At 69.2% G+C, this 23,055-nt stretch carries 20 protein-coding genes; 16 read left to right on the top strand and 4 right to left on the bottom strand.

All coding sequences use genetic code 11. The annotated features are described in order from the left end of the window. Window positions 1–104 precede the first annotated feature (104 nt). From AC6RUA_RS12205 to AC6RUA_RS12150, 12 genes are all read left to right on the top strand, one after another. Window positions 105–335, top strand: a complete 231-nt coding sequence (locus AC6RUA_RS12205; protein ID WP_499813281.1) for a DNA-directed RNA polymerase subunit H — start codon at window positions 105–107, stop codon at window positions 333–335. After that, entirely contained in the window at window positions 332–1,897 is a 1,566-nt protein-coding gene (locus tag AC6RUA_RS12200) for a DNA-directed RNA polymerase subunit B'' (protein WP_499813280.1), read from the top strand. The genes AC6RUA_RS12205 and AC6RUA_RS12200 overlap by 4 nt, the downstream gene beginning before the upstream one ends. Before the next feature lie 5 nt (window positions 1,898–1,902). Continuing rightward, a complete protein-coding gene (rpoB, locus tag AC6RUA_RS12195; RefSeq protein WP_499813279.1) occupies window positions 1,903–3,729 on the top strand; it encodes a DNA-directed RNA polymerase subunit B in 1,827 nt (608 codons plus the stop codon). 3 nt (window positions 3,730–3,732) lie between these two features. Next, window positions 3,733–6,678 (top strand): DNA-directed RNA polymerase subunit A', encoded by a 2,946-nt coding sequence (locus tag AC6RUA_RS12190; protein WP_499813278.1) that lies wholly within the window; start codon window positions 3,733–3,735, stop codon window positions 6,676–6,678. Next, a complete protein-coding gene (gene rpoA2 / locus AC6RUA_RS12185) occupies window positions 6,671–7,924 on the top strand; it encodes a DNA-directed RNA polymerase subunit A'' (protein ID WP_499813277.1) in 1,254 nt (417 codons plus the stop codon). The genes AC6RUA_RS12190 and rpoA2 overlap by 8 nt, the downstream gene beginning before the upstream one ends. Next, on the top strand, window positions 7,925–8,350 hold the full coding sequence (locus AC6RUA_RS12180; RefSeq protein WP_499813276.1) for a NusA-like transcription termination signal-binding factor: 426 nt from the start codon (window positions 7,925–7,927) through the stop codon (window positions 8,348–8,350). It abuts the gene before it with no gap. Window positions 8,351–8,438: 88 nt separating this feature from the next. Then, window positions 8,439–9,374 (top strand): mechanosensitive ion channel family protein, encoded by a 936-nt coding sequence (locus AC6RUA_RS12175; protein ID WP_499813275.1) that lies wholly within the window; start codon window positions 8,439–8,441, stop codon window positions 9,372–9,374. Between the two features lie 154 nt (window positions 9,375–9,528). Continuing rightward, window positions 9,529–9,957 carry a 30S ribosomal protein S12 gene (locus tag AC6RUA_RS12170; RefSeq protein ID WP_499813274.1) on the top strand — a complete coding sequence of 143 codons (429 nt, stop codon included), beginning with the start codon at window positions 9,529–9,531 and terminating at the stop codon, window positions 9,955–9,957. 4 nt (window positions 9,958–9,961) lie between these two features. Next, complete coding sequence (locus AC6RUA_RS12165; protein WP_499813273.1) at window positions 9,962–10,582, top strand: 30S ribosomal protein S7; 621 nt, start codon at window positions 9,962–9,964, stop codon at window positions 10,580–10,582. 114 nt (window positions 10,583–10,696) lie between these two features. Then, a complete protein-coding gene (locus tag AC6RUA_RS12160) occupies window positions 10,697–11,599 on the top strand; it encodes a hypothetical protein (RefSeq protein ID WP_499813272.1) in 903 nt (300 codons plus the stop codon). Window positions 11,600–11,706: 107 nt separating this feature from the next. Continuing rightward, window positions 11,707–12,321, top strand: coding sequence for a GNAT family N-acetyltransferase (locus tag AC6RUA_RS12155; protein ID WP_499813271.1), 615 nt, complete (start codon window positions 11,707–11,709; stop codon window positions 12,319–12,321). A 48-nt stretch (window positions 12,322–12,369) separates the two neighbouring features. Continuing rightward, window positions 12,370–13,566 carry an MFS transporter gene (locus AC6RUA_RS12150; protein WP_499813270.1) on the top strand — a complete coding sequence of 399 codons (1,197 nt, stop codon included), beginning with the start codon at window positions 12,370–12,372 and terminating at the stop codon, window positions 13,564–13,566. A 13-nt stretch (window positions 13,567–13,579) separates the two neighbouring features. On the opposite strand, the gene AC6RUA_RS12145 is transcribed toward AC6RUA_RS12150, so the two are convergent. Continuing rightward, window positions 13,580–14,086 carry a hypothetical protein gene (locus AC6RUA_RS12145; RefSeq protein WP_499813269.1) on the bottom strand — a complete coding sequence of 169 codons (507 nt, stop codon included), beginning with the start codon at window positions 14,084–14,086 and terminating at the stop codon, window positions 13,580–13,582. Window positions 14,087–14,208: 122 nt separating this feature from the next. On the opposite strand from AC6RUA_RS12145, the gene AC6RUA_RS12140 reads away from it, so the two are divergent. Beyond that, window positions 14,209–14,616 (top strand): hypothetical protein, encoded by a 408-nt coding sequence (locus AC6RUA_RS12140; RefSeq protein WP_499813268.1) that lies wholly within the window; start codon window positions 14,209–14,211, stop codon window positions 14,614–14,616. A 30-nt stretch (window positions 14,617–14,646) separates the two neighbouring features. Here AC6RUA_RS12140 and AC6RUA_RS12135 read toward each other — a convergent pair whose 3' ends face one another. Continuing rightward, complete coding sequence (locus tag AC6RUA_RS12135) at window positions 14,647–15,411, bottom strand: DUF5781 family protein (RefSeq protein WP_499813267.1); 765 nt, start codon at window positions 15,409–15,411, stop codon at window positions 14,647–14,649. 147 nt (window positions 15,412–15,558) lie between these two features. Here AC6RUA_RS12135 and AC6RUA_RS12130 point away from each other — a divergent pair, with 147 nt between their 5' ends. Continuing rightward, complete coding sequence (locus AC6RUA_RS12130) at window positions 15,559–17,751, top strand: elongation factor EF-2 (RefSeq protein ID WP_499813266.1); 2,193 nt, start codon at window positions 15,559–15,561, stop codon at window positions 17,749–17,751. Between the two features lie 113 nt (window positions 17,752–17,864). On the opposite strand, the gene AC6RUA_RS12125 is transcribed toward AC6RUA_RS12130, so the two are convergent. Together AC6RUA_RS12125 and AC6RUA_RS12120 are read right to left on the bottom strand one after the other, a co-directional pair. Further along, window positions 17,865–19,472: an ABC transporter substrate-binding protein gene (locus AC6RUA_RS12125; RefSeq protein WP_499813265.1), complete on the bottom strand. Its 1,608-nt coding sequence runs from the start codon at window positions 19,470–19,472 to the stop codon at window positions 17,865–17,867. A gap of 2 nt (window positions 19,473–19,474) precedes the next feature. Continuing rightward, window positions 19,475–20,797, bottom strand: coding sequence for an APC family permease (locus tag AC6RUA_RS12120; protein WP_499813264.1), 1,323 nt, complete (start codon window positions 20,795–20,797; stop codon window positions 19,475–19,477). Window positions 20,798–21,201: 404 nt separating this feature from the next. On the opposite strand from AC6RUA_RS12120, the gene AC6RUA_RS12115 reads away from it, so the two are divergent. Together AC6RUA_RS12115 and AC6RUA_RS12110 are read left to right on the top strand one after the other, a co-directional pair. Then, complete coding sequence (locus tag AC6RUA_RS12115) at window positions 21,202–21,807, top strand: amino acid-binding protein (protein WP_499813263.1); 606 nt, start codon at window positions 21,202–21,204, stop codon at window positions 21,805–21,807. Then, entirely contained in the window at window positions 21,804–22,793 is a 990-nt protein-coding gene (locus tag AC6RUA_RS12110) for a homoserine dehydrogenase (protein WP_499813262.1), read from the top strand. Before AC6RUA_RS12115 ends, AC6RUA_RS12110 begins: the two co-directional genes overlap by 4 nt. The last annotated feature ends 262 nt before the right edge of the window (window positions 22,794–23,055 follow it).

Genomic DNA, 23,055 nt, shown 5'->3' with positions numbered 1-23,055 from the left:
CTTGACAAGCGTTAAATGGCGGCGTCGTATATGACGCCGTAGTATCTCGTGAAGACTTCTCCCCACCGGCCACGGCCGACCCCGAACGCGACCACCACCAAGCCATGGTAAACGTAAGTGAACACGAACTCGTCCCGGACCACACCGTCCTCGACGACCCCGAGCGCGTCGAGGAGGTTCTCGAGGAGTACAACGTGAAGAAGACCGACCTGCCCAAGATAACGCGCACGGACCCGGCGCTCCCCGACGAGGCGGAGTCGGGCGACGTCGTCCGCATCGAACGCGACTCGCGCACCACCGACCGAGCCGTCGTCTACCGGCTGGTGGTAGAATGAATCGAGAGAGCCGACGCGAGGTCTCCCGGGAGTACTTCTCCCAGGAGCGGCTGGCCGAACACCACTTCCGGTCGTTCAACAACTTCCTCGACCGCGGCATGCAGGACGTCGTGGACGAGAAGGAGACCATCGACACCGACATCGGCGACAAGGAGGGGCAGGAACCCGTCTACGTCGAACTCGGCGACGTCCGCATCACCACCCCCCGCGTCCGCGAGGCGGACGGCTCCGAGGAGTTGCTCTACCCCCAGGAGGCGCGCCTGCGGAACATCACCTACGCCGCCCCCGTCTTCATGGAGATGAAGATCATCCGCGGCGGCGAGGAGGAACCCGAGACGGTCGTCGACCAGACGGAGACGAAGGTGGGGCGGATGCCCATCATGGTCGGGTCGAACAAGTGCAACATCTCCGGCTTCTCCGAGGAGGACCTCGTCCAGATCGGCGAGGACCCCGTCGACCCCGGCGGCTACTTCATCGTCAACGGTTCCGAGCGCGTGCTGATGACGAGCGAGGACCTCGCGCCCAACAAGATCCTCGCGGAGTACGACTCGAAGTACGGCGACGAGATTCAGGTCGCCAAGACGTTCTCCCAGCGCCGCGGGTACCGCGCGCTCGTGCTGTGTGAGCGCAACCGCGAGGGGCTACTCGAAGTCTCGTTCCCCTCGGTGTCCGGGTCGGTGAACTTCGTCACCCTCGTCCGCGCGCTCGGACTGGAGTCGGACGAGGACATCGTCCACCGCGTCTCGGACGACCCGGAGATCGTGAAGTTCATGCTGGAGAACCTGGAGGAGGCCGACGTCCAGACCGAGGAGGAGGCCATCGAGACCCTCGGGAAGCGCGTCGCCAGCGGACAGGGGAAGAACTACCAGCTCAAGCGCGCGAACTACGTCATCGACCGCTACCTCCTGCCGCACCTCCACGAGGACGGCGTCGAGGAGGAGGAGGTCCGCATCAACAAGTCGTACTACCTCTGCCGGATGGCGGAGGCGTGTTTCGAACTCGCGCTCGACCGGCGCGAGGCCGACGACAAGGACCACTACGCCAACAAGCGCCTCAAGGTGTCCGGCGACCTGATGAAGGACCTGTTCCGGACGGCGCTGAACAAGCTGGCGCGCGACGTGAAGTACCAGCTCGAACGCGCGAACATGCGGAACCGGCAGCTCACCGTCAACACGGTGGTCCGCTCCGACGTGCTGACCGAGCGGCTCGAGCACCCCATCGCGACGGGCAACTGGGTGGGCGGACGCTCGGGCGTCTCCCAGCTGGTCGACCGGACGGACTACATGGGCGTGCTGTCGCACCTGCGGCGGCTGCGTTCGCCGCTCAGCCGCTCGCAGCCGCACTTCGAGGCGCGGGACCTGCACGCGACCCAGTGGGGTCGCATCTGTCCCTCCGAGACGCCGGAGGGGCCGAACTGCGGGCTCGTGAAGAACTTCGCGCAGGCGATGGAGCTGTCGCAGAACATCGAGGACGAACAGTCACTCAAACGAGAACTCGCGTCCATGGGTGTCGAGGGCATCCCCGGCATCGAGGGCGTCGACCGCGCGTCGGCGGACGACTGACAACAATGGCTCAGGCACGAGAAGCGAAGGTGTACGTCAACGGGAGCCTGGTCGGGACCCACCCGGACCCCAACCAGCTCGCAGCACAGATTCGGGAGGCGCGCCGCCGGGGCGACGTCTCCGACATGGTCAACGTCTCGGTGAAAGAGCGGACGGGCGAGGTCATCGTCAACGCCGACGCCGGCCGCGCCCGCCGCCCGCTCATCGTCGTGGAGAACGGGGAGCCGCTGCTCGACGACGAGCACATCGAGGCGATGAACGACGGCGAGATCGAGTTCGAGGACCTCGTCGAACACGGCCTCGTCGAGTTCATCGACGCCGAGGAGGAGGAGGACATCCTCGTCGCCGTCGACGAGGAGGACATCGTCGCGGAGACGACCCACCTCGAGATCGACCCGCAGCTCATCTTCGGTATCGGCGCCGGGATGATTCCGTACCCCGAGCACAACGCCAGCCCCCGCATCACGATGGGGGCGGGGATGATGAAGCAGTCGCTCGGGCTGCCGGCCGCGAACTACCGCATCCGGCCGGACACGCGTCAACACCTGCTGCACTACCCGCAGCTCTCGATGGTGAAGACGCAGACCACCGAGCAGATCGGCTTCGACGAGCGTCCCGCGGCGCAGAACTTCGTCGTCGCGGTCATGAGTTACGAGGGGTTCAACATTGAGGACGCGCTCGTCATGAACAAGGGCTCGGTCGAGCGGGCGATGGCGCGCTCGCACTTCTTCCGGACGTACGAGGGCGAGGAGCGCCGTTACCCCGGCGGACAGGAGGACCGTTTCGAGATCCCGAGCCAGGACGTCCGCGGCGCGCGCGGCGAGGACGCGTACACGCACCTCGACGACGACGGCCTGGTCAACCCCGAGACGACGGTGGACGAGAACTCCGTCCTGCTCGGGAAGACCTCTCCCCCTCGATTCCTGGAGGAGCCGGACGACATGGGCGGGCTCAGCCCGCAGAAACGCCGCGAGACGAGCGTGACGATGCGCTCGGGCGAGGACGGGGTCGTCGACACGGTGACGCTGATGGAGGGCGAGGACGGCTCGAAGCTCTCGAAGGTGTCGGTGCGCGACGAGCGCATCCCCGAACTCGGCGACAAGTTCGCGTCGCGGCACGGCCAGAAGGGAGTCGTCGGCCACCTCGCGCCCCAGGAGGACATGCCGTTCACCGAGGACGGCGTCGTCCCGGACCTGGTGCTCAACCCGCACGCGCTCCCCTCGCGGATGACGGTGGGGCACGTCCTGGAGATGCTCGGCGGGAAGGTCGGCGCGCTGGAGGGCCGGCGCGTCGACGGCACCGCGTTCCAGGGCGAGGACGAGGAGGAACTCCGCTCGACGCTGGAGGAGCACGGGTACAAGTCCTCCGGGAAGGAGGTCATGTACTCGGGCGTCACCGGCGAGAAGATCGAGGCGGAGATCTTCGTCGGCACCATCTTCTACCACAAGCTGTACCACATGGTGTCGAACAAGCTCCACGCCCGCTCGCGCGGGCCGGTACAGGTGCTCACGCGCCAGCCGACCGAGGGGCGCGCCCGCGAGGGCGGCCTGCGCGTCGGGGAGATGGAGCGCGAGGTGCTCATCGGGCACGGCGCGGCGATGGCGCTGAAGGAGCGCCTGCTCGACTCCTCGGACAAGGAGACGGTGTACGTCTCCGAGGAGACGGGGATGGTCGCCGTCGAGGACGTGGAGCAGCGGCGCATCTACGACCCGGTCACCGGCGACGAGGACGACATCCACGAGATCGAGATCAGCTACGCGTTCAAGCTACTGCTCGACGAGATGAAGGCGCTCGGCATCCGACCGACGCTCGAACTGGAGGACGCGGTCTAACACATGGCTGGAGCTACACCCAAAGAGATCGGCGGCATCAGGTTCGGCCTGATGGACCCGGAGACGTACCGCGACATGTCCGCGACGAAAGTCATCACCGCGGACACGTACGACGACGACGGCTACCCCATCGACATGGGGCTGATGGACCCGCGGCTGGGCGTCATCGACCCGGGGCTGGAGTGCCGCACGTGCGGCAAGCACTCGGGGTCGTGTAACGGCCACTTCGGCCACATCGAACTGGCCGCGCCGGTCATCCACGTCGGGTTCACGAAGCTCATCCGGCGGCTGCTGCGCGCGACGTGCCGCGAGTGCGGCCGGCTCGCGCTCACCGACGAGGAGAAGGAGGAGTTCAAGGGGAACCTCCAGCGGACGAAGGACCTCGGCGGCGACCCGACGGACGTGCTGAAGTCGGCTGTCCGGCAGGCCCGCAAGGCGAGCACGTGTCCGTACTGCGGGCACCCGCAGGCGGACATCAAACACGAGAAGCCGACGACGTACTACGAGGTGCAGGACGTGCTCTCGGGCGAGTACTCCGAACTCATCGCGCGAGCGATGCAGCCCGAGGAGACCGAGGAGGACGAGGAGGTCGGCGAGGGGATGTCGCCCCAGGAACTGGCCGAGGAGACGGGCATCGACCTGAGCCGAATCAACGACATCCTCTCGGGCGAGTTCCGTCCCCGCAAGGAGGACCGAAAGGCGCTGGAGAAGGCGCTCGACATCGACCTCACCGAGGAGGACATGAACAAGCTGATGCCCTCGGACATCCGCGACTGGTTCGAGGACATCCCGGACGAGGACCTCGAGGCGCTCGGCATCGACCCCGAGGGGTCGCGGCCCGAGTGGATGATTCTGACGGTCCTGCCGGTGCCGCCGGTCACGGCACGCCCCTCCATCACGCTGGACAACGGTCAGCGGAGCGAGGACGACCTGACCCACAAGCTGGTCGACATCATCCGCATCAACCAGCGGTTCATGGAGAACCGCGAGGCGGGCGCCCCGCAACTCATCATCGAGGACCTGTGGGAACTGCTCCAGTACCACGTCACGACGTTCGTCGACAACGAGATATCCGGAACGCCGCCGGCGCGCCACCGCTCCGGCCGCCCGCTCAAGACCCTCTCCCAGCGGCTGAAGGGGAAGGAGGGCCGGTTCCGCGGCTCGCTGTCGGGCAAGCGCGTGAACTTCTCCGCCCGGACCGTCATCTCGCCGGACCCCACCCTCTCGCTCAACGAGGTGGGCGTCCCCAAACGGGTCGCCGAGGAGATGACCCAGACGATGAACGTCTCCGAGCGGAACATCGACCGAGCGCGCCGCTACGTCCAGAACGGCCCGGAGGCGCACCCCGGGGCGAACTACGTGAAGCGACCAGACGGCCGCCGGCTGAAGGTGACGAGCAAGAACTGCGAGGAGTTGGCCGAGAAGGTCCAGCCCGGCTGGGAGGTCAACCGCCACCTCGTGGACGGCGACATCGTCATCTTCAACCGCCAGCCGTCGCTCCACCGGATGTCCATCATGGCCCACGAGGTGGTCGTGATGCCGTACAAGACGTTCCGGCTCAACACCGTCGTCTGCCCGCCGTACAACGCCGACTTCGACGGCGACGAGATGAACATGCACGCGCTCCAGAACGAGGAGGCCCGCGCCGAGGCGCGCGTGCTGATGCGCGTGCAGGAGCAGATTCTCAGCCCGCGGTTCGGTGAGAACATCATCGGCGCCATCCAGGACCACATCTCGGGGACGTACCTGCTCACGAACGAGAACCCCGAGTTCACCGAGACGCAGGCGCTCGACCTGCTGCGCGCCACCAGCGTCGACGAACTGCCCGCTCCGGACGGCGAGAACGAGGCCGGCCAGCCCGTCTGGACCGGTCGGACGGTCTTCTCGGAACTGCTCCCGGACGACCTGAACCTGAAGTTCACCTCCTCTGCGGGCGACACCGTCGTCATCGAGGACGGCCAGTTGCTCGAGGGGACGGTCGACGAGGACGCCGTCGGCGCGTTCGGCGGCGAGGTGGTCGACACGCTGACCAAGATGTACTCCGAGACGCGCGCCCGGGTGTTCATCAACGAGGTGGCGTCGCTCGCGATGCGCGCCATCATGCACTTCGGATTCAGCCTCGGCATCGACGACGAGTCCATCCCGCCGAACGCGAACGAGCAGGTCGACGAGGCCATCGACTCCGCGTACGAGCGCGTGGGGGAACTCATCTCCACGTACGAGGCGGGCGAACTCGAGTCGCTGCCCGGGCGGACGGTCGACGAGACGCTCGAGATGAAGATCATGCAGACGCTCGGCAAGGCGCGCGACTCCGCCGGCGAGATCGCGGAGGACCACTTCGCCGACGACAACCCGGCGGTCATCATGGCCCGCTCGGGCGCCCGCGGGTCGATGCTGAACCTCACCCAGATGACCGGCTGCGTCGGCCAGCAGGCGGTCCGGGGCGAGCGCATCAACCGCGGGTACGAGGACCGCACGCTCGCGCACTACAAGCAGGACGACCTCTCGGCGGAGGCTCACGGGTTCGTGGAGAACTCCTACCGCGGCGGGCTGACCCCCCGGGAGTTCTTCTTCCACGCGATGGGCGGCCGCGAGGGGCTGGTCGACACGGCGGTCCGGACCTCCAAGTCCGGCTACCTCCAGCGGCGGCTCATCAACGCGCTCTCCGAACTCGAAGCGCAGTACGACGGGACGGTCCGTGACACCTCGGGCACCATCGTCCAGTTCGAGTTCGGCGAGGACGGCACGTCGCCCGTGAAGGTGTCCTCGACCGAGGAGAACGCCATCGACGTGGACGGCATCGCGGACCGGGTCGTGGACGCGGAGTTCGCGTCCGACGAGGAGAAGGCCCGATTCCTCGGGCGCGAGGAGCCGCCGACGAACCTCTCGGAGTACGCCGGCCCGGGACTCGACAAGGCGCAGGGAATGGGGGCGCAGTCGGATGACTGAACGCCTCAGCGTCGACGGCTACGTCGACGCCCACGAGCACGTGACCGAGGACATCGCGCTCGTCGTCGAAGACACCGAACTCCCGCGGCGGCTGAAGGACCGCGTGTACGACACCATCGACGCCCGCGAGGGCGTGACGAGCGAGCAGGCGAACGAGATCGCGCAGGCGGTCGAGTCGCGCTACCTCGACACGCGGGTCGACCCGCTCGACCCCGTCGGGACCGTGAGCGCGCAGTCCATCGGCGAGCCGGGGACGCAGATGACGATGAACACGTTCCACTACGCGGGCGTCGCGGAGATGGACGTGACTCAGGGGCTCCCGCGGCTCATCGAACTGGTGGACGCGCGCAAGACGCCGGACACGCCCATCATGATCGTCCGGCTCGACGGCGAGTACGCCACCGACCGCGAGAAGGCCCACGAGGTCGTCTGGCAGATCGAGTCGACGAAGATACTCGCGCTGGGCGACGTGTCGACGAACGTCGCCGACATGCTCGTCTCGGTCGACCTGAACGAGGAGACGCTGCTCGAGCGCTGGCCCACCCACGACGACGCGACCGAGGTGGCCGACATCGTCGCCGACACCATCGAGGACAGCCTCGGGGTGCAGACGCGCCGGTCGGGGACGAACATCGAGTTCGGCCCCGAGGAGCCGAGCTACCGCGAACTGCTCCAGCTGGTCGAGCAACTGCGCGAAATCGTGTTCAAGGGCATCGAGGAGGTCACCCGGGTCGTCATCCGGAAGGAGTCGGTCGAGAACTCCGAGAACGACGAGGAGTTCGTCCTCTACACCGAGGGGTCGGCGTTCGCCGACGCGCTCGAAATCGAGGGGGTCGACGCCTCGCGGACGACGTGTAACAACATCCACGAGATATACCGCACGCTCGGCGTCGAGGCGGCGCGCGAGACCATCATCAACGAGACGATGGAGACGCTCGAAGAGCAGGGGCTCGACGACGTGAACATCCGCCACCTGATGCTCGTCTCGGACATCATGACGAACCGGGGGACCGTGGAGTCCATCGGCCGCCACGGCATCTCCGGGTCGAAGGAGTCCGTGCTCGCGCGCGCGGCGTTCGAGGTGACGGTGAACCACCTGCTCGACGCCGCCATCCACGGCGAGGAGGACGACCTCAACGGCGTCATCGAGAACGTCATCGTCGGCAAGCCGGTCGCCATCGGCACCGGCGACGTCGACCTCCGGATGGGCTCTGCGTCCTCGACCCAGCGGTCGGCGGACGACTGAATGCGGGTCCGGATCTCCGACGAGGCGCGCCAGTACATCGCCACCGTGGCCGAGGTGACGGGCGTGACGCCGCTCGACTGTCTCGTCGAGGAGGGCGGCGACAGACTCGTCTTCCTCGTCCCGGCTGGCGAGATGGGCGAGGCCATCGGACCGGACGGTCGGACGGTCGAGCGCGCCGAGGCGGCGCTGGGCGCGGACGTGGAACTGGTCGAGAACGCCGACACCCCCGAGGCGTTCGTCGCCAACGCGCTCGCGCCCGCGGCCGTCCGCGGGGTGACGGTGAGCGAGCAGAACGACACGGTGGCGTACGTCGAGGTGGTCGAGCGCGACCGCGGGGTCGCCATCGGCACCGCCGGACGGAACATCGAGTCCGCCCGACGGCTCGCGCGCCGGCACTTCGACATCGACGACGTGCAGTTGGCGTAGGTGGCGGCGGCGGGGACGTCACGCTTCCCCTCTCTCCTCGGTCGTCGGTCACCCGCTCTTATGTCGTCCGACGGCGGTAGTCGTCCGCATGTACGTGCGCGCGCTCAACGAGCGAGTCGAGCGAGCACAGGTCGACCCGCTCGACTGGCTCCTCGGACCGCTCGTCGGCCTGCTAGAGGACGCGGAGTCGCTGGCCACGTTCCTCCTCGTCGCGGTTGCGGTCTACCTGCTCGGTCGGTTCTTGGTCTACCCGACGGTTGTCGGGGTCGTCCGCCGCCGGAACCGACACAACCCCACCATCCAGGCGGCCGTCGAGACGTACCTCGCCTACCTGCTGCTCGTCGTCGCCGTCGCGGCGGGGTTCGTCGCCGCGGGCTACACGTCGCTCACCGACCCGGCGCTGGTCGTCGCCGCCGTCACGCTGGCGGTCGGCGTCGCGGGACGGGAGGTGATCGGATCGCTCATCAGCGGCATGTTCCTGATCGCGGACCCGGACTTCAACGTCGGCGACTTCGTCTCGTGGCCGAGCGGCGAGGGGACGGTCCAGGAGGTCGACTTCAGGGTGACCCGGATCCGCACGCCCGCCTACGAGACGCTCACCGTCCCCAACACGGAGCTGACGACGAACGCGCTCACCCGGCCGTACGGCCGGAAGCGCGCCCGCGTCGACGAGACGGTCCACCTGTCGTACGACGACGACGTCGAACTGGCACGCGACCTGTTGGTCGACATCGCCCGCGAGGACGACCGCGTGCTCGCGGACCCGGAACCCGACGCCATCGTCGACACGCTGGGGGAGGGGTTGGTCACGCTCCGGGCGGTGTTCTGGGTCGATGACCCGACGCTGGAGCGGGTCGGCGGCGCCCGGGTGCGCTTCCGCGACGAGGTCGTGGACCGCCTCCCCGCCGCGGGCATCACGCTCGGGCCGCCGTCGGGACAGTCACTCTCGGGGGAGGTCTCGGTCACGTCTCCGGCCTGGGGGAGCGAGCGGCCCACGGACGAAAACGGGAGCCGCGAACCGTAGCGGGGCGGTCAGCGCTGGAGCGGCGGTATCTGCGCGTCGTTCGGTCGTCGAAACGCGCTCAGAACCGGCGAGAGGTAGCGCTAATCCGTTCTCGGAGTGTCTCGCCGAATCGAAAGGGAACCCTTACGTAGCTCCGTCGGAAATCCCCTCGCATATGGCGAACGGCAAGTACGCCGCCCGGAAACTGAAGAAGGACCGCCAGAAGCGACGGTGGTCCGACTCGGAGTACGCGCGCCGCGAGCGCGGCCTCCGCGAACAGTCCGACCCGCTGGAGGGCGCGCCGCAGGGGCGCGGCATCGTCCTCGAGAAGGTGGGGATCGAAGCGAAGCAGCCCAACTCGGCCATCCGGAAGTGCGTCCGGGTCCAACTCATCAAGAACGGGAAGCAGGTCACCGCGTTCTGTCCCGGCGACGGCGCCATCTCGTTCATCGACGAGCACGACGAGGTCACCATCGCCGGCATCGGCGGCGCGAAGGGTCGCGCCATGGGCGACCTCTCGGGCGTGAACTACAAGGTCGAGAAGGTGAACGGCGTCTCGATGCTCGAACTGGTGCGCGGCAACGCGGAGAAACCCGTCCGATAACACAATGTCCGAGAGCGAAGAGGAATCCCCCGAACCCGACGCGCCCGCCGACAGCGAAGAGGCCGAGGAGAACGCGCTGCTGTTCGGCGTCTGGGACGTCTCCGATATCGAGTACGGCGACCCGTCGACGCGGCCGTACCTCAACGTCACGCCCATCGCGCACACGATGGGCCGTCACGCCTCCAAGCAGTTCCGCAAGTCCGAACTCTCCATCGTCGAGCGGCTCATCAACCGCCTGATGCAGACCGATGAGAACACGGGCAAGAAACAGCAGGCGACCCGCATCGTCCGCGACGCGTTCGACATCGTCCACGAACGAACCGACGAGAACCCGGTGCAGGTGCTCGTCACCGCCGTCGAGAACGCCGCGCCGCGCGAGGAGACGGTCCGCCTGAAGTACGGCGGCATCTCCGTCCCGAAAGCCGTCGACGTGGCCCCCCAGCGCCGGGTCGACCAGGCGCTGAAGTTCATCGGCGACGGCGTCCAGTCCGCGACGTACAAGTCGTCGACCAGCGCCGCCGAGGCGCTCGCCGACCTCCTCGTCGGGGCCGAGCGGTACGACGTCCAGTCGTACCCCATCGCCCAGAAGGAAGAGCGCGAGCGCGTCGCCGCCGCCGCGCGGTAATCTCGACTCTCTCCCCGTTCTCCGCGCCGAGAGCCGCGGCACCGCCCGCCGATTCGGCGCTTCGGGGTTCCACCCTCCGGAAAGCACTTACCCGGACGGCGTAGAGCCGAGCGTGTGACCAGCCGTGCCCTCCTCGCGCTCTGTGCGCTCGCGCTGTTGCTCCCCCTGTCCGGCTGTTCGGCCGCCGGTTCGCTCGACTTGACGCCCGCGACCGACGCCGAGTTGGCGGACGAGGCGAGCCGCACGCTCCCCGACGCCGACCGCTCGGAGGCGGCCGACTACCGGGCGCTCGTCCGGGGAGCCGTCGAGAACGGTTCCGCCACCGCGAACGACACGTCGCCGCCGGTCGAGACGCGTGGCTTCCCGTTCGCCGTCGACGGCGCGTACTACGACCTCTCCGCGGACCCGGTCGGGAACCACACCGAGGTGCGCGTGAGCGCCGACGTCGACTACAACGGCTCGACCGACGGCCCCGCCGTCGCCTACGGGGACCTTTCGCCCGCCGACCGCGCACTCGTCGACGCGCTCCTCCCGCCGAAGTACGACCGGCGGACCGAGGGGTACGACTTCGGCGCCGGCGCGCGCTACACCCGGAGCGAGGCGTCGTCGTCGGTCCTCCTCTCGGGCGAGTACGACGCCGTCGCGTACGAGGGCGAGCGCTACCCGGTCAGGGTCGACAGCCGGGACGTGACGGTGACGACGTACCGCTACACCGCGACCGAAGTCGCGCCGGACGCCGAGTCGTACGGCGCGTCGCTCCGCGAGGAGTACGGGTTCCGCCTGTCGGACGCCGCCCTCTCGTCGGCCGAGCGCGAGGTGGTCGCGGCGGCGGTGAACGAGACGTACTACGCGGAGTCGGCGAGCGACGACGCGTTCCGTTCCGTCGCCGAGCGGTTCCGTGGGCACGACGCCGTGCGGCGCGACGAGTTCGGCGGCTCGTGGGTGGTGCGCTACGGGGGGACGACGTACTGGGTCGACCTCCGGTACGGCGGGTTCGAGTTCGAGGAGTCGGGGTGAGCCGAGACGGGTCGGACGGCCTCACCGCGCCGCAGGTCGGCCCGGGCCGGACTGTGGAGTCCCACACCCACACAAGCACTTTCCGACGGCGCGCGAACCGGGCGTGCGTGTTCCCCGAGACCGTCGAGACCGACCGGTTGCGACTCGACCGGTTCGAGCGCGGGACCGTCAGCCCGCGCGGTCTGTACGACGCCGCCTCCCACCGGAGTCCGACCGTCGCCGCGGAGACGGAGTACCTGCCGTGGAACCCGCTCGACACGCTGCGTGACGCCGAGGAGCGCATCGAGTCGTTCGAGACCAAGTGGGCGGAGCGCGAGCGGGCCGAGTGGGCGGTGTTCCCGCGCGAGGGCGAGGACGGGGCGGGCGAGTTCGCCGGGAGCGCCGGCCTCATCTGCCGGTGGGAGCAGGACCTCGCGCTGCTCGCCGTCTGGCTCCGCGAACCGTTCTGGGGGCGTCGGTACTCCGGGGAGCGCGCGGACGCGCTGCTGGAGGTGGCGTTCGACGCGCTGGACTTCGGCGTCGTCGCGGTGCCGTTACACGCCGACAACGACCGCTCGTACCGCGCGGTCGAACGGTACGTCGAGCGCCACCGGGGGCGGTACGAGGGGCTGCTCCGCCACCACGCCGGCCGGTACGACACCCCCGCGGACCACCACCGCTTCTCTGTGAGCCGCGAGGAGTGGGAGGAGGCCGACGGTGCGCGGACGGACGTGACGTACTGAACTGGGCTTCAGGGAACGCCTTTGCCGGCGGCGGGACCACCCGCTGGCATGTCGGACGACGGCACGCGGGGGCGACGGCTCGTCCGTCGGTTCTACCTGTTCCAGGTCACTCGCTCGGTGGGGTTCATCTCGCCGGTGTTCGCGCTGTTCGTGCTCCGCGACCTCACGTTCCCGGAGTACGGCACCCTCTCGGCGCTGTACGCCGCGCTCGTCGTGGTGGGGGAGGTGCCGACCGGGTACGTCGGCGACCGGTTCGGCCGGCGCGCGAGCATGGCGTGCGGCGTCGCCTGCACCGCGCTCTCGCTGGCGGGGTTCGTGGTCGTCGAGTCGTTCGCCGGCTACGCGCTCCTGTACGCCGTGTGGGCGTTCGCGACCACGTTCAACTCCGGAAGCGCCGACGCGTGGCTCTACGAGACGCTCGACGCGCACCTCGACGCCGGGGCGTTCACCCGGATCCGCGGCCGCGCGGGCGCCGTCGAGCGGTGGACGTCCGTCGCCACGATGCTCGGCGGCGGCGTCCTCTACGCCGTCGACCCGCGGTTCCCGTTCGTCGCCTCGGTGGCGCTGAACGCCCTCGGTCTCGCCGTCCTCCCCACGCTCCCGGCGAGCGGCGGGAGCGACCCGGACGCGTCGCCGCGCGAGGCGCTCGGCGTCGTCCGGGCGTCGTTCGCCCGACCGGGTCTGCGGGGGTTCGTCCCGTACGCGGCCGTCGTGCTCGCCGCCGTCGGCGCCGCGGGCGGCTACGTCCAGCCCATCGGCGTCGCCCTGTTCCGCGAACTGCTCCCGCCGGCGCTGTCGGGTGTCCCCGAATCCGCGCTGCTCGGCGCGATGTACGCCGGGTTCACCGGCGTCGCGGCGGTCGCCGCGGGGTACGCTGGTGCGGTCGAGGACCGCCTCGGCGTGCGCGGGGCGGTGTTGCTCGTGCCCGCGGCGACGGCCGTCCTGATGCTCCTCCCGCCCGTCGTACTGGTCGCCGCGCTCCCGATGTTCGTCGCGCGGACCGCCACGAGTCCGCTGTTCGTCCCCGTCGCGTACGGCTACGTGAACGACCGCGTCGACGACGCCGGCCGGTCCACGACGCTCTCCGCGGTGTCGATGGTGCAGGGCGCGGTCAGGACGCCGCTCGCGTTCGTCGCCGGTATCGCGGCGGGCGCGGCGGGCGCCGTGGCCGCCCCGGCGCTGCTCGGCGGGGTAGTGCTGCTCGCGGTGGCTGCGGCGGCCGTCGGGAGACCGGTCGACGCCTGAGGCCGGCGGCCGTTCAGGTCGGGCGCAGGCGCCCGAACCCGAACGCGACGCCCGCGCCGGCGAGCGCGAGAACGACCCCGGTCGTCAGCACGACGGCGAGCGGGCCGCCTCCGACTCCGGGGAGGAAGACGACGGCGCCGAGGAGGAGCGCGAGCGCCCCGACGACGGCGACGCCGGCCCCGGCGCCGACGCGCCAGTCCGTCGCCGACCCGCGGCCTCGGGCTACGGACGCACCGACGGCCGCACACCCGGCGAGCAGAGCGAGGTAGCCGGCGAACGCCAGGTCGTACGCCGTCGAACTCCCGAACGCCGGGAGGAGTGGCTCCAGCGCGTCGAACCCGACGACGAGGAGGTAGCCGGGAATCTGGAGTGGCTGGACCGGCACCGCGTACGCCAGCCCGTACAACAGGGCGACGGCGGCGGCCGCGGCGATCCAGTCGCGGAGGAGGGTCCGGAGCGCGAACGGTGCGCGTGGCGGGGGCGCGTCGGGGACCGAGGAGGGCCGTTCTGTCGTTCCCATGACGTAACGTTCGGCGACCGGAGGTAAATACCTTCTCGCGGATGTGTCGTCCGACCCGACTTATTACCACGTACGATAGTTTGAGGGGCGTCTTTATTTCCGGGTAGTGCGGCGGGAACCGCATGGTCCGCACGCTCGGGGCGGCGCTCGTCGTCGTCTCGGCCGCGCTGCTCTGTACGCCGTTCCTCCGAACCGGCGCGGGACAGCGGGCGTTCGGGGTGCTCGCGGGCGACCGCGAGCCGACGCGTCAGCGTCTGGTAGCGACGTACGCCGGCTTCGCCGCCGTCTACGCGACAGCCGTGCTCACGGTCGGGGTCGTCGGGCCCGCGACCGACCCACTCGACCGGACGCTCACGCTGTGCTGGCCGTTCTCGCTCGGCGTCGCCGCCGCGACCGTCTGGCTCCCGTCGATGGGGACGGAGTGGCGCGCGGCCGACCGCCGCGTGGAGGACACGGTGGCGTGGGCCGCGTTCCTCGCCGCGATGACCGCCGTCGCGGCGGGCGGGTGGCTGCTTCTCGGTGGAGCGTGAGGGCGGCGGGGGCTCCCTCCCGACCGGCGGTCAGTCGGCCGCCGCGGGACCACCGCCCGAGTCGACGGCGTACAGCCGCGTCACGTCCACGAGCGCCTTGCGGTACTCGCTCTCTGTCGGGTCGTCCGCGAGCGAGCGGAACGCGCGGGTGAACGCCGGCAGGTCGACGCCGGGCGCGTCGTTCGCGGCGGCGTGCGCCAGGTCGTACAGCCGGTGGTCCCGGTCGACGAGGCCGTGCCGTTCGACCATCGCGAGCGCGAACGCGGCGTTCACCGCGGTGATGTCGGGGTCGGACGCGCCGGACGCGAGCCGCGAGTCGGGGTAGAGCCCGGGGCGCGAGCGGTCGGCGACGGCGGCCGCCAGTTGCGACTCGAAGAACGTCACCAGTTTCCCGGAGGGGCCGACCGAGAGCGTGATGTCGTCGGCGTAGATGTCCTTGCAGTGGTTGGCGATCTGGTGGCAGTGCGAGAGCTTCCGGCGCTCGACGGACGTGCCCGCGAGCGCGAGGAACAGCGCCTCCTCGATGGGCTGGACGTGAGAGGGGTGCGCCTCCTCGTAGCGGGCCATGTGCGCGAGTTCGTGGAGCGCGAGTTCGCGCGCCATCGCGGAGGTGGCGACCTTCCGGGAGACGTTCAGCACGTGGCGGTCCTCGTAGTGCCCGGCCCACGTCCGCTCGCCCGGGTCCTCGCGGACCCGGACGTACACCGGAAGGTCGAGGTCGTGTTCGGTCCCGAGAAGAGCGGCGGCCCCGAGAAACGGGTCGGGCGGGCCGCCGTCCTGCACGCGAATATCCATGCGTATCGTTGACAGGGGGGCCGCGGATTTGACTCTTGTGCCGCCCGCCACGCGGACGGTTCTCATGGGGTGTGAGTCCCCGATTCCGGCGCTTTCGACGGCGGCAAAGCACTACCCTTTTGACCGGGCGACGAATACCGACCCGTAATGGGCCGACGAAAGAAAATCGTACAGGAATGTGAGAAGCTGATGGACTCCCCGGAGCAGATCCGGAACATCGCCATCGCGGCTCACGTGGACCACGGGAAGACCACCCTGTCGGACAACCTCCTCGCGGGGGCTGGCATGATCTCGGACGAGACGGCCGGCCAGCAGCTCGCGATGGACACCGAGGAGGACGAACAGGAGCGCGGCATCACCATCGACGCGGCGAACGTGTCGATGACCCACGAGTACGACGGGCGGAACCACCTCATCAACCTCATCGACACGCCGGGCCACGTCGACTTCGGCGGCGACGTGACCCGCGCGATGCGCGCCGTCGACGGCGCGCTCGTGGTCGTGGACGCCGTCGAGGGCGCGATGCCCCAGACCGAGACGGTGCTCCGGCAGGCGTTGCGCGAGGGGGTCAAGCCCACGCTGTTCATCAACAAGGTCGACCGCCTCATCAACGAACTGCAGGAGGGGCCCCAGGAGATGCAACAGCGGCTCATGGACGTCATCGGCGACGTCAACGAGCTCATCCGGGGGATGACCGAGGAGATGGACGACATCACCGAGGACTGGCGCGTCTCCGTCGACGAGGGGACCGTCGCGTTCGGCTCCGCGCTGTACAAGTGGGGCGTCTCCATCCCGTCGATGGAGGCGACGGGCATCTCCTTCGGCGACATCATCGAGATGGAGCGCAACGACGAGCGGCAGGAACTCCACGAGCGGACCCCGCTCTCGAACGTCGTGCTCGACATGGTCGCCGAGCACTTCCCCAACCCGCTGCAGGCGCAGCCGTTCCGCGTCCCGCGCATCTGGCGCGGCGACGACGAGTCCGACATCGCCGAGGACATGCGGACGGTGAACAAGGAGGGGGACATCGTCTTCATGGCGACCGACATCGGGATGGACCCGCACGCGGGCGAAATCGCCACTGGGCGGGTGTTCTCGGGCACGCTGAAGAAGGGGCAGGAGCTGTACGTCTCCGGCACCGCCGGGAAGAACCGCATCCAGTCGGTCGGCATCTACATGGGCGGCGAGCGGGAGGAACTCGACCGGGGCGTCCCCGCGGGCAACATCGCGGCCGTCACCGGCCTGAAGGACGCCATCGCCGGCTCCACCGTCTCCGACGTGGAGATGACGCCGTTCGAGTCCATCGAGCACATCTCCGAGCCGGTCATCACGAAGTCCGTGGAGGCGACCAACATGGACGACCTGCCGAAGCTCATCCAGACGCTCCAGCAGGTCGCCAAGGAGGACCCCACCATCCGCGTGGAGATCAACGAGGACACCGGCGAACACCTCATCTCCGGGCAGGGTGAACTCCACCTCGAGGTCATCACCCAGCGCATCCAGAAGAACCAGGGCATCCCGGTCACCACGGGCGAGCCCATTGTCGTCTTCCGCGAACAGCCCCAGCAGGCCTCCCGCGAGGTCGAAGGCGTCTCGCCGAACCGCCACAACAAGTTCTACATCACCGTCGAACCCCTGGTGGAGGGCGTCGTCGAGGACATCCGCCTCGGCGAGATATCGATGGACATGCCCGAACTGGAGCGCCGCGAGGCGCTCCAGGAGGCAGGCATGGACAAGGACACGTCCCAGAACGTCGAACACATCCACGGGACGAACATCCTCATCGACGACACGAAGGGTATCCAGCACCTGAACGAGACGATGGAACTCGTCATCGAGGGTCTCGAGGAGGCGCTCGACGACGGCCCGCTCGCGGCCGAGCCGGTGCAGGGCGCGCTGCTGCGCCTCCACGACGCGCGGCTCCACGAGGACACCATCCACCGCGGCCCGGCGCAGGTCATCCCCGCAGTTCGGGACGCGGTCCACCGCTCGCTCATCGACGCGGAGATCCGCCTGCTCGAACCCATCCAGAACGTCCGCATCGACGTGCCCAATCAGTACATGGGCGACGCCTCCGGCGAGATTCAGGGCCGACGCGGCCGCGTCGACGACATGTACCAGGAGGGCGACCTGATGGTCATCGAGGGCATCGCGCCCGTCGAGGAGATGATCGGCTTCTCCAGCGACATCCGCTCCGCGACGGAGGGGCGCGCCTCCTGGAACACCGAGAACGCCGGGTTCCGCGTCATGGCCGACAACCTCCAGCGCGAGCAGATCATGGACATCCGCGAGCGCAAGGGAATGAAGCTGGAACTCCCGCCGTCCATCGACTACATCTAGGACCCAGCGACCGGCACCGGGACACCACGTTACCCGGGCCGACGTCGACCCGCACTCGACTTCTCCGACCGCCGTCTCGTCGGTTCGTCCGGTTCGTCGCGACCGCTCGACCGTCACTCCCGAATCGACAGCGGTCGCTCGCCGGCCAGGAGCCGCGGGTTCATCTGCGCGAGCGGGTGCGGCTGGAACCCCTCGACCCGGTTCTTCACGCCGAAGCTGTTGGAGAGGGTGAACGCCGGGAGGTGAACCCGGTCCTCGAGCAGGGCCGTGATGGCGCGCTCGTAGAGCGTCTTCCGCTCCGCGCGGCTCTCGGTCTCTCGCGCGCGCCGAATCCGGTCCATCACCTCCGGGTTCCGGTAGTAGACGCCGTTGGTGAGTCCCTCCATCCGCTGGTGGAACAGCGGGTAGAGGAACGTGTCGGGGTCCGGGTAGCCGGCCCACGACCCGACGTACATGTCGTACGTCCCGTTGTTACCCGAGGTGACCTTCTCCCGGAAGTCGCTCCAGCGGTGTTTCACTACGCGGGCTTTCGAGAAGCCGGCGCTGCTCAACCCACGGACGAACCCCTGCGCGAGTTTCGCCCGCAGTTTGTCGTTGTGGGGGACGACGACCTTCGGCGTCCACTTCTCCACGCCGGCCTCCCGAAACAGCGTCTTCGCCTTCCGGACGTTCTTCCGGGCCGGGATGCCCTTCCACTCCTCGACCGGCATGTCCCAGTCCTCGGCGAGGCGCGCGGGGAGCGGGCTGTGCTGGCGCTCGCCCGCCGGTTCCACGACGTGTTCGACGAAGCTGTCCATCGAGAGCAGGTAGTCGACCGCCTCCCGCACCTTCGGGTCGGCGGTGGGGCCGCTGGAGCAGTTGAAGCCGACGAAGAAGTAGTTGTAGCTCGGCGTCTTCCTCACCCGCGCGCTCGGAATCTGCTTCGTCGCCTCCCAGAACTTCGGCTCTATGCGCTCGACCACGTCGCTCTGGCCGGTCTTCAGCGCCATCGTCCGCGCGAGACCGGCGTGGGTGTTGATGACCTGGAGGCGGTCGACGGCCGGCTGGGTCTCCCCCCAGTAGTTCTCCCACGTCCGGAACGACGCGTACTTCCCCGGCTTGACGAGGTGGGGTTCGTAGGGACCCGAGCCGACCGTCGCGTCGGGGGCCACTCCGAACTCGTCGGGGTTCGTCTGCCGGACGGACTTCGGGACGACCGACCGCGTGAGGCTGTGACGGAACGCCGGGTAGGGGTGGTCGAGGTGGAACTCGACGGTGGACTCGTCCGGCGTCTTCACCTCCGACAGCATCTCCGTCTGCCAGAGCGGCGGCGTCTCCTCCTCGACCGGAGCCTCGAAGGTGTACTTCACGTCCTCGGCGGAGACGCGCGTGTCGTCCTGGAAGCGCGCGCCGTCGACCAGCGAGACGGTGTAGGTCGTCCCGTCGTCGCTCACCGAGGGGTCGCCGTCCGCGAGCACCGGCACCAGGTTCAGCGCCCGGTCGTACGTGTACAGCCCCTGGAACGCGGCGTTCGCGGCCCCGGCCGACCAGGGGTCGTCGTGCTCGATGGGGTCGAGCGACACCGGCGGGAGGACCGTCGCGTACCGGAGCTGTACGCCCGGTTCGTTTCCGGGCATCGCCTCGGCCGAACAACCCGCCAGCGCGCCGGTCGCGACGACGCCGGCGAGTCCCTTCAGCGCGGTGCGTCTGGTCAGCGAGTTCGTGTCCGTGTTGCGGGTCATCGTCAGGTGTCCCCCTGCGGGTTACTCAGCCACGGGAGCAGTTCCTCGACCGTCTCGCGCTCGAAGTACAGCAGTTCCGTGCCGACGACCACTACCGAGATGAGCAGGACGAGCGAGAACACGCCCGGGCTGTTGAGGTAGAGGTTGTACAGCAGGAGCGGGAAGAATACCGCACAGCCGACGGCACCGACGGCGGGGACGGGTGCGACGATGTCGTCGAACTGGTCGCGTCGCAGGAACGCGAGCAGGCTCATCCCGCCGAAGACGGCGATGAAGGCGAGCGAGGCGAAGGAGGTGATGCTCGACAGGCTCCCGAACACGCCGAACGCCGCGGAGAGGACGCCCAAGACGACGACCAGTTTCTTCGGAATCTCGCTGTCCCCGCTCCCCTCCAGGCGCTCGGGCATCAGGCCCATGTCGATGAGGTCGCTCGAGAACTGCGCCCCGTTGAACAGCGTCGCGTTGACCGCGCTCGCGGTCGAGAACAGCGCCGAAATCCCGATGACGAACGCGCCGATGCGGCCCATGAACTCGATGCCCGCGTACAGCAGCGACACCTCGGGGGCGACGGCGATGAGCTCGATGCGCAACAGGCTGGTGGTGGTGACGGCGACGATGGCGTAGAGGAACGTCGCCGCCGGAATGGAGACGTAGATGGCCTTCTTCACGTCGTCGAACGGGTTCTCGAACTGGTCCTGGCCGTACATCAGGAGCTGCCACCCCTGGAACGCGACGAACGACATCGCCGCCGCCATGATCGGCTCGCGGCTGACGATGCTTCCGAACCCGAGTTCGATAGTGTGTCCGTTGAGGGCGAACCAGACTCCCCAGAGACCGAACAGCCCGATGACGAGGACCTTCCCCGCCGTGAGGACGTCCTCCGCCTTCCCGACCTCCCCCGCTCCGAGGAGGTTGAGCGCGACGAACACCCCGATGAGGGCCACGACGACGAAGCTGAACACGGGGAAGCCGTAGACGTGGAGTCGACCGACCATCTCCGAGAAGAACCCGGCGAACGCGTACGCGTACAGGGCCATCGACCCGATGTACCCGAACAGGAGCGTCCACCCGGTCATCCCGGCGAGCGTGTCGAAGCCGACGTACTCCTGGATGAACGACGGAGCGCCCCCGTTGCCGTCCATGTGTTCGTTCAACTTCACGTAGCTGTAGCCGGCGCACATGGCGACGACGCCGGCGAGCACGAACGCGACCCACGCGACGTTGCCCGCGACGGCGACGACGATACCGAAGGCGGAGTAGATACCACCCCCGATCATACCGCCGAGCGCCATGGCTACGGCTTCTTTCAGTTTCAGGTCGCCCATGTCCACCGTTACTCGGCGTACCAAGTGAAAAGTGGCGGCCGATCCGGAAGTCTTGGACGGCTCTTACGGTCTTCGTAGCGACGTTCAGAAACCAGTAGGAGTAATCGAGCACACGCTTCGTTTGGGTTGGAGACAGGTTGCGGCCGGAGGCATCGGAGTTAACACCGTGTGTTACTACTTTGAACAGTCGTCGGGGGGAGGTGGCGGAGGCAAACCTCGCCACCGTAGAAGACTTATCACCTCCCCCTCCCCACGGAGGGAGTATGCCCACTGGCACGACCCCCGGTCGGCGCGACGGCTGTGAACGACGCCACCAGCCCCGCGCGACCACAATTACGGGTCTCGGGTCGTGCGCGCGCCGCGGCGGGACAGGCCGGCCGCCGGCGTCCGGGGGGGCGAGGTAGATGCCCCCGGAGCCGGCGTCAGCCCCCGGCGAGCCTCGGCCGTCAGCCCCGGTCGACGAACGGGGGGACGCGCGGACCGACGGCGGCGACGCCCCGCAGGCGCACACCATCCGACTGGAACTCGACGACGAGCCCGGCCAGTTGCTCGCGGCGCTCGAACCCATCGCGGCGAACGGCGGGAACCTCCTGTCGGTGTACCACGAACGCGGGAACGTCACCCCACGGGGTCGCATCCCCGTCGAGGTGGACCTGGAGTGTCCCCCGGACCGGTTCGAGGCGGTGCTCGCCGGACTGCGCGAACGCGGCGTGACCGTCACGAGCGCCGGCGCCGAGGAGTTCGGCACGGAGGTGACGGTGCTCCTCGTCGGCCACCTCATCGAGACGGACCTCTCGGACACGCTCCGGCGACTCGCCGAGTGCGCGAACGCGTCGGTGGCCGATCTCGACCTCTCGGCGCCCGAGGGCACCGGGACCGACGACCCCTCGAGCGCCCGCCTCCGCCTCCGGGCGCGCGAGGGGCGGACCGCGGACGTGCTCGACTCGGTGCGCGCGGTGGCCGACGACAAGGGACTCGACGTCATCGAACCGCTGGAGGGCCGCCCGTGAGGCTCGCCGTCCTCGGTGCCGGTGCGGTCGGCCGCGCCGTCGCCGAACTCGCCGCCTCGTACGGTCACACGGTGACGGCGCTCGCCGACTCCTCGTCGGCGGTCGTGGACCCGGACGGGGTCGACGTCGCGGCGGCGCTCGCCCGGAAGGACGACGGGGAGGGCCTCGGCGACGCCGCTCCTGACGACGCGCTGACGGCCGAGTACGACGCGCTGGTGGAGGCGACGCCGACGACGCTCGGCGACGCGGAGCCCGGGTTCTCGCACGTCCGGACGGCGCTGGAACGCGACCGGCACGTCGTGCTCGCGAACAAGGGACCCGTCGCCGAGCGGTACGCCGACGTGCGCGCGCTCGCGGCCGAGAGCGCGGGCGAGGTGTACTTCGAGGCGACGGTCGGCGGCGCCATCCCCGCGTGTGCGACCGTCGCGGACCTCGGCCCCGAGCGGGTGTCCGCGGTCCGCGGCGTACTCAACGGCACCGCCAACTTCGTGCTGTCGCGGATGGTCGCCGAGGGCCTCGGCTACGACCACGTACTCGCCGAGGCACAGGACCTCGGCGTCGCGGAGGCCGACCCCTCGTTCGACGTGGAGGGGACCGACGCGGCGCTGAAGTGCGTCATCCTCGCGAACGTGCTGCGGGAGGCGGACTGCGAGTCGCTCGCCGAACTCCGCGAGCGGGAACTGACGCTCGCCGACGCCGACGTCGAGGGCATCCGCGACATCCCCAGCAGCGCGCTGGAACTGGCCGCCGAGGACGGCCGGACCGTCCGGCTGGTCGGGGAGGCGACTCGCGAGGGCGTCCGCGTCGGCCCGCGACTCGTCCCGGAGAACGGCACGCTCGCGGTGTCGGGGACGCGGAACATCGTCGAAATCGAGACCGAACACGCGGGACAACTCGCCATCTCGGGGCGCGGCGCCGGCGGCGCGGAGACGGCGAGCGCGGTGCTCGCGGACGTGGGACGGCTCTCCGGACCGGAGCGCGAGTAACTCCGGTCGCCCTCCCGGTTGTAGCGCCGAGACGTGCGTGGGTCCCCCCTCTGGAACGACTGCGCCGGGGTCGACAACGAACCCGTGACCGGCGAGTCACCGACTCCCACACCGCCGACGCTCTCACCCGCGTCGACCGTCCATCCCCGGGACCGGACCCGAGCGCGGCGGTCGTCGCCCGGGCCGAGCGAGCCGTGAGAACCGCACGCACGAGACGGCGGCACACGGAAAACCGCAAGACGCGACCGCGACGCCGGCTGAA

Source organism: Halorarum sp. SLYT50 (assembly GCF_059821265.1).
Note: the sequence above shows the minus strand (reverse complement) of the source record. Positions and strands in the feature narration are given on the sequence as shown.